This window comes from Gammaproteobacteria bacterium (assembly GCA_027296625.1).
In the GTDB taxonomy this organism is placed as follows: Bacteria; Pseudomonadota; Gammaproteobacteria; order JAKEHO01; family JAKEHO01; genus JAKEHO01.
This window is the reverse complement of the sequence record JAPUIX010000108.1, coordinates 1-5,037: the sequence shown is the minus strand read 5'-3', so window position 1 is coordinate 5,037 and position 5,037 is coordinate 1. Positions and strand designations below refer to the sequence as shown.

General features: G+C 56.0%; 7 protein-coding genes. 6 read left to right on the top strand and 1 reads right to left on the bottom strand.

The window, feature by feature from the left end; translation table 11 throughout:
• The 4 genes from O6944_06045 to O6944_06030 all read left to right on the top strand — a co-directional run.
• The coding region (locus O6944_06045; GenBank protein ID MCZ6718695.1) for an aromatic amino acid lyase at positions 1-718 on the top strand (718 nt) is incomplete at its 5' end.
• Positions 715-1,503 carry an N-formylglutamate deformylase gene (gene hutG, locus O6944_06040; GenBank protein MCZ6718694.1) on the top strand — a complete coding sequence of 263 codons (789 nt, stop codon included), beginning with the start codon at positions 715-717 and terminating at the stop codon, positions 1,501-1,503. The genes O6944_06045 and hutG, both read left to right, overlap by 4 nt.
• 117 nt (positions 1,504-1,620) lie before the next feature.
• Positions 1,621-2,598 (top strand): cyclase family protein, encoded by a 978-nt coding sequence (locus tag O6944_06035; protein ID MCZ6718693.1) that lies wholly within the window; start codon positions 1,621-1,623, stop codon positions 2,596-2,598.
• A 137-nt stretch (positions 2,599-2,735) separates the two neighbouring features.
• Positions 2,736-3,890 (top strand): ABC transporter substrate-binding protein, encoded by a 1,155-nt coding sequence (locus tag O6944_06030; GenBank protein ID MCZ6718692.1) that lies wholly within the window; start codon positions 2,736-2,738, stop codon positions 3,888-3,890.
• 6 nt (positions 3,891-3,896) lie between these two features.
• On the opposite strand, the gene O6944_06025 is transcribed toward O6944_06030, so the two are convergent.
• Positions 3,897-4,106 (bottom strand): hypothetical protein, encoded by a 210-nt coding sequence (locus tag O6944_06025; GenBank protein ID MCZ6718691.1) that lies wholly within the window; start codon positions 4,104-4,106, stop codon positions 3,897-3,899.
• Here O6944_06025 and O6944_06020 point away from each other — a divergent pair.
• Together O6944_06020 and O6944_06015 are read left to right on the top strand one after the other, a co-directional pair.
• Positions 4,014-4,862: a branched-chain amino acid ABC transporter permease gene (locus tag O6944_06020; protein MCZ6718690.1), complete on the top strand. Its 849-nt coding sequence runs from the start codon at positions 4,014-4,016 to the stop codon at positions 4,860-4,862. The genes O6944_06025 and O6944_06020 overlap by 93 nt on opposite strands.
• Positions 4,859-5,037 (top strand): branched-chain amino acid ABC transporter permease (locus O6944_06015; GenBank protein MCZ6718689.1); only part of this gene is annotated, 179 nt, incomplete at its 3' end. The genes O6944_06020 and O6944_06015, both read left to right, overlap by 4 nt.

Below are 5,037 nucleotides of genomic sequence, written 5' to 3'. Positions count from 1 at the left end.
CGATTGTGACCGGGTGCAGGATCCGTATTCCCTACGCTGTCAGCCGCAGGTGATGGGGGCCTGCGTGGATCAAATGCGCTTCGCAGCGTCATGTTTGGAGATTGAGGCGAACGCAGTTTCTGATAACCCGCTGGTGTTTGTCGACCAGGGGCAGATCTTGTCGGGCGGCAATTTTCACGCCGAGCCGATCGCCATGGTAGCGGACAACCTTGCGCTTGCCATCGCAGAAATAGGTGCCTTATCCGAGCGACGCGTAGCACTGTTGATTGATTCCAGCCTCAGCCAGCTACCGCCTTTCCTGGTGGAAGATGCGGGACTTAATTCAGGTTTTATGGTCGCCCAGATAAGTGCCGCGGCGCTGGCCAGCGAGAATAAATCCTTGGCCCATCCCGCAAGCGTAGATAGCCTGCCTACGGCGGCCAATCAGGAAGACCATGTAAGCATGGCGACATTCGCCGCGCGGCGTCTTGCCGATATGAACGACAACACCCGCTATGTTGTCGCCATAGAGCTGCTCGCTGCGGCCCAGGGTCTCGACCTGCGCCGACCGTTGAGATCCAACCCCACGGTTGAGAAAGCTCATGGTCACATCCGCCGCGTGGCCGCCAGGTGGAAGCAGGATCGGTATTTCCAGCCCGACCTCGAAGCCGTGGCTGCTTTGATACGGGAAGGCGTATTTGGCTCATGGATAAATGAATACTTAGAACGGCCTCTATGAGCGATGTATTCGATTACCACCGCGGCCCAACGCCGCTTTTGGTCACCATGTCGCATTCAGGCACTAACATACCAAGACCTATTTTTCAGTGCTTGAGTGAACGAGCAAAAAGTCTGCAGGACACAGATTGGCACGTGCCTCGGTTGTATGATTTCGTCAGAGATATGGGCGCTTCCGTGCTCAGTGCCAATTTCAGCCGTTATGTCGTGGATCTCAACCGTCCGCCCGGCGGCGAGAGCCTCTATCCCGGGCAGCCGACGACCGGTTTGTGCCCGACAACGCTGTTCGACGGCACACCGTTGTATGCGGACGGGCAATCGCTTGGGGAGGATGAAATAGCAAGCCGCCTGGAGCGTTATTGGCGGCCATACCATGACAAGATTGCCGAAGAGCTTGCGCGGATCAAGAAGGCCCATGGCTACGCATTACTCTACGACGCTCACTCCATAGCATCGTCGGTGCCGCGTTTGTTTGAAGGTTGCCTGCCTGACTTGAATCTCGGCACTGCATGGGGACAGAGCTGTAGGCGCGATAGCCAGACTGCGATTGTCCGTGTCATCGACGCATCCGAATTCTCGTCAACGGTAAATGGCCGCTTCGTGGGCGGTTACGTTATCCGTCGTTACGGGAGGCCTGCTGACCATGTCCACGCAGTACAGATGGAAATTGCTCAACGGAGCTATATGGAGGGAATAGAAGGATTTCCGTATACGGAGTTAAAGGCAAGGAAGTTGAAACCCGTGCTCCGCGACGTGCTTGCGAGCTTTCTCGAAACAAGGGGATAACCCGCTCTGAACTGGCAGGAAACACACTGGAGTGGTTACGTGCAGTTATTGTTAATCGTGGAGTCCATACAGTAGAGTCCTGGAAAAGGTTCAACGACACCACTGGGGAAGTATGCAATGAAAAATTCAATCGTCAGCATCGGGCTTCTTGCGTGGATTTTACCACTCCTGGTCATTGCCCAGACTCGCGTGTCAGGCCCATGGTGGCCAAATCCCGACTGGGGACCGGAAGACCAGGCGGGGGCCTCAAATTGGATTACGCCCGCCAAGGTGATGGAGGCAACACAGTTAGTCAGAACAGGCAAAATCTACGAGCTTGGACAACTCTATGAGAGCGGGATGCCACTATTCGGTCAACGTACGTACTCCATGCGAGTTCCCATCAAGGCTCCCGCCGAGGGAAGCAATCGCATCGCAGGATATGAAGAGTTTATGAGCGGCGAGATTGGCCACGTTGGTACACAGTTCGACGGGGTGGGTCACATCGGCCGGGAAGTCACTATGGCGGATGGCCAAGTCGAGCTCGTTTTCTACAACGGTTTCACCGCCACGGAAATGGATGCGCCCCACGGGGTGCAGAAGCTCGGCATCGAGCACATGAAGCCCATTATTACGCGCGGCGTTCTGATCGATGTCGCTGGCTACAAGGGCGTCGACAGATTGCCCAACAGCTACGAGGTCACGGTAGCAGACGTGGAGGGCGCCCTTGCGAGGCAGGGCATGTCCGAAGCAGACATACACGCGGGTGATGCGGTCCTGTTCCGTTACGGATGGTCGCAGCTCTGGCGACAGCCCGAGGCGTACAGCCACAATCCGCCGGGAATTGGACTGGACGTTGCGAGGTGGGTCGTCCGGCATCAAGCAGTTGCGGTGGGTAGTGATTCATGGACCGGCGAGGTGGTTCCCAACCCTGATCCGGAGCTATTCTTCCCGGTCCATCAGGAGCTCATCACTTACAATGGGATATTTATCGTGGAGAACCTGAAATTCGAAGAGCTAGTCTCCGACGGGGTCAGTGAATTCTTGTTCATCGTCACGCCGATCCCGTTTAAAGGCGCTACCGGCTCACCGCTACGGCCGATAGCCATTCGATAGCGGGGATAGACTCAAGGTGTTCGACGCGATGCTATATGATGGGAGCTTGAACCTAGCGTTACCGTATCGATAGAACTTCGCTGAATTAGTTATGGGAGGCCTTAAATAACTCGTAGTTCCGTGCCAAGGATTAGAGAATGAGAACCAGTGCCAAACTAGTATGGCTGTTGCTCGGAGCTGCGGTGATCGTTGCGTGCAGTACAGGCAGCGACGATGATACGATCAGAATAGGCGTCACGCAGCCGCTCACGGGACCGGTTGCCGCATCAGGAAATTACGTTGTCCAGGGTGCTGAGATCGCTGCGACCTTTCTCAACGACTCCGGCGGCCTCCTGGGAAAAGAAGTCCAACTGTTTATCGAGGACAACAAAAGCAATCCCAGGGAGGCCGTTGCAAGCGTCGAAAAACTGATCATGCGCGATCGCGTCTCTGTGCTCATGGGAGCTTGGAGTTCGACTTACACCTTGGCTGTAATGCCGAGGCTAATAGAGCACGGTGTTCCCATGGTCGTGGAAACGTCATCCTCGGACAAGATCACCACCTCAGCCAACCCATGGATTTTTAGAATCAGCCCTACTTCTGCCATGGAAGCCGAAGCGTTCAGCGCGAAGGTAGCTGACTTCGGTATCGCAAAAGCTGATTTTCTCGTCGTTAACAACGATTGGGGCCGTGGCGCTGCAGATCGATTCGCCGAGATGCTTGAGCGCAACAGCATCGAGGTAGGGGTGATCGAGACAATGGACGCGAGGGCCCAGGACCTGAGTGCCCAGCTGGCCAAAATCAAGGCATCCGACGGTGACACCTTGTTCCTGACCACGGGCGTCGAACAGATCACGTTGGTGTTGAAACAGGCCAGAGAACAGCGACTCACGCACCGGATCATCACCACGGGCGGCTCCTCCTCTCCGAGTCAGCTCATCGAGCAGGCTGGAGATGCAGCCGAGGGGACATTTCACCTTCTGTTTTTCGTTCCTTGGTTTCCCGAGGAGGTCCCCAATCCCGACGTAGCAAAGGCGTTCGTTGCCGAGTGGAACAATCGGGAGCACGATTTCGCGGGCTTGACCGAGGGCTTTCGAGGCTACGACGGTATTATGACGATCGCGGCGGGTATCGAGGCGGCCGGATCAGCTGAGCCGGACGCCATTCGCCAGGCTCTCTGGGATGTCAATGTCAGGGGTATCAACGGCAACATCAGCTTTATCAAGCAAGGACCAGAAGGCAGCGAGAGCGCGCAGAACGCGCCGAATGTCTACGTCGTGACGATCAGAGACGGGAAGGTCGCATTGCCCTAACAGAGCTTAGCCAAGCCCCGAGATTACTTGCACCGGAATCGCTAGAAATTCGGCAGAGCTTTCTGCACAACTCTCAGTCTCGATGAAGGGGCCAGCTGCTTGGATCAGTTCCTGCAACATCTCGTGAACGCCCTGGTCTTGGGGGGGACGTACGCTCTCCTCGGCATCGGGCTGACTCTCATCTTCGGCATCATGCGGATCGTGAACTTCACTCATGGCGAGTTCTATACCTTCGGCGCGTACATGGTCTACCTGTTTGCCATGGTGTTGGAACTTAATTTCTTCTTATCGCTCTTTGCTGCAGTCATGCTTGGTCTTGTGCTCGGTGCGGCTGTCGAGTTCGTACTGCTGCGCCCGCTTCGGGATGCCAGTGTAGATACCACCATGCTCGTCATGACCGGCGCCTGGATCGCCATGCAGAATACTGAGCTGCTGGTAGGGGGTGGAGTTGCAAAATCTGTAGCGCATCCTTTTCCAGTCGATCCGCTGGTGTTGGGACCGATCTCGATCTCATGGATACGGGTGTTCGTTTTCGTGATCGCCGTGCTGTTGATCGTCGCGGCACACCTACTCATTCATAAGACAAGACTGGGAAAAGCGATGCGCTCGACCTTCCAAGATCGTGAGACCGCGGCACTCATGGGAGTCAACATCAACGCCATTCACATGGCCACCTTCGCTTTAGGCTCGGGTCTTGCGGCAGCAGCAGGCGCGCTGCTCGGACCCGTCTTCGTGCTCTCCCCTACCATGGGGGACATGGTCGCGCTCAAAGCCTTCGCCATCGTAATACTGGGTGGACTAGGCAACTTCATGGGAGCAGCTTTGGGCGGGCTCATTTTGGCCCTGGTAGAAGAAATGGGAGCCGGTTATATCTCCTCCGGTTACCGGGACGCCATAGGCTTTCTCATAATCATCGCGGTCCTGATCTACAAGCCAACCGGTCTCTTCGCCCGTGCGGAGCGCATTGGATGAAGTGCTGGGCAACCTGGCTGTGGGTCGTGTTCCTCTGTTCAATCCCGGTTTGGCTTACGGATCAGTATTTTATGCACGTCCTGATCAGCGCGGGCATTTTCATCATCGCGGCGATGAGCCTGAACTTACTGCTCGGTTACACGGGACAGCTAAGCCTAGGCCACGTCGCCTTCTT